Origin of the sequence: Hyphomonas chukchiensis, from assembly GCF_000682695.1 — a bacterium.
GTDB lineage: Bacteria > Pseudomonadota > Alphaproteobacteria > Caulobacterales > Hyphomonadaceae > Hyphomonas > Hyphomonas chukchiensis.
Window position 1 is genome coordinate 1 of sequence record NZ_AWFG01000067.1, and the last position, 1714, is coordinate 1714.

Below are 1714 nucleotides of genomic sequence, written 5' to 3' on the forward strand. Positions count from 1 at the left end.
TGTCCCGACCTTGAAGGACCCCGTCGATGAAGACGGGCCAGAAGATCGCAGACCCCTGCGCGATGCTGTCAATTTCTGATCAACACGGCTGAAAGCCTGTGCGATGGCGGCTATCTCATCGACCGTCCGGGAGGACATCCCGGACCTTCCCAGGCCGCGGCGTGAAGGTTTGCCTTTAATTAGTGGGGCTTGCTATTAAAGAATAAGTAGTTATCCTTTAATAGTGGTGATGGCTTATTAAAGGATGCGATATGGATCAGGACTCCCTCAGCGGGCGGATCGGAACGTATGCGACGAGCTCCGTCGCAGGCGAAACAGTGCGCGCCTATGTCCCAAAGCCTCTGCCGCCCGAACCGGGACTTGATTTGACGGGCCTGTCAGGGCTGGTCAGCGAAGCCATGTATGCTCTAGGCAGGCTTGATGGTGTTCGCTCGGTTGCGCCGGATACGTCGCTATTTCTCTACATGTATATCCGCAAGGAGGCCCTTCTGTCGTCACAGATCGAGGGCACGCAATCCTCGCTCTCCGATCTCCTGCTCTATGAAGAAGCTGGAGCGCCCGGTGCGCCCGTCGATGATGTCGAGGAGGTCTCAACCTATGTGGCCGCCCTGAATCATGGACTCGAAAGATTGCGCAACGGGTTTCCGTTCTCATTGCGACTGATGCGGGAAATGCACGCCATCCTGCTCGCCACGGGACGGGGGAGTACCCGGCAGCCCGGAGATTTTCGCCAGTCACAGAACTGGATCGGCGGAACGCGGCCTGGAAATGCCCTGTTCGTGCCGCCACCGCCACATCTTGTTGAAGACCTGATGCGCGATCTTGAACGCTTCCTCCATGAGGCGGACAGCGGCTTGCCCCCTGTCATCAAGGCGGGCCTTGCGCATGTTCAGTTCGAGACGGTGCATCCCTTTCTCGACGGCAATGGCCGTCTCGGCAGGCTCCTGGTTACACTCTACCTTTGCGAACAGGGTATTCTCGAAGAACCGCTTCTCTATCTCAGCCTCTATTTGAAGACGCAGCGAACCACCTATTATGCGCTGCTTCAGGAAGTCCGTGAACATGGCCGCTGGGAAGCCTGGCTGGAATTCTTTCTGACCGGTGTGCGTGATGTTGCGCGCCAGGCGCATGAAGCCGCGCGGACGATTGAAGCCATGTTCATTGAAGACGCTGAAAAGCTGAAAAGTCTTGGCCGGGCTGCGCCGACAGCCAGACAGATATTCAGTGTCCTGCAGACCCAGCCGCTTGTCACCATCGCCACGGCTGCCGAGCGGGCCGGCGTCTCCTTTCCTGCCGCAGCCACCGGGCTTCAGAATCTTCACAAGCACGGCATCGTCACCGAAGTCACCGGCCGTACACGCGGGCGTGTCTTTGCCTACACGCGCTATCTGGATCTGCTGAGTGAAGGCACCGAGCCTCTGGCTTGATCGCTATCTGATGCGTGCGGGCCTGTTGTCGTCAGGTCGCTCTTTACCTGGCAACACCTCACTATATTTCCCGGCAGACGGGGCCAGCCGGACTTTGCCTCTGCCAGAGCGCGGTCCCCGCGCCAGGGGGCTTGTGTTTGTCATGACGGATGGTCTGCAGGTCTCCTACCTATAAGAGCCACTTGGGCTGCACCTCCTGGCCCGCACACCGCATCCACTGTTCCAGACCGGCCACGCATCCATGTGACCTGTCAGGCCGCTGATCTGAAATCGGGCTATGCAAGGAG

The 1714-nt window shown here is 58.8% G+C and carries 1 protein-coding gene; it reads left to right on the plus strand.

The genetic code is table 11. From position 1 onward, the window contains the following. The first annotated feature begins 251 nt into the window (after positions 1-251). Positions 252-1427 (plus strand): Fic family protein, encoded by a 1176-nt coding sequence (locus HY30_RS16525; RefSeq protein ID WP_034743412.1) that lies wholly within the window; start codon positions 252-254, stop codon positions 1425-1427. Positions 1428-1714: the final 287 nt, after the last annotated feature.

Excerpts from the sequence above, each read along its gene's own strand:
- HY30_RS16525 (WP_034743412.1), top strand. The coding sequence starts at position 252 with ATGGATCAGGACTCCCTCAGCGGGCGGATCGGAACGTATGCGACGAGC.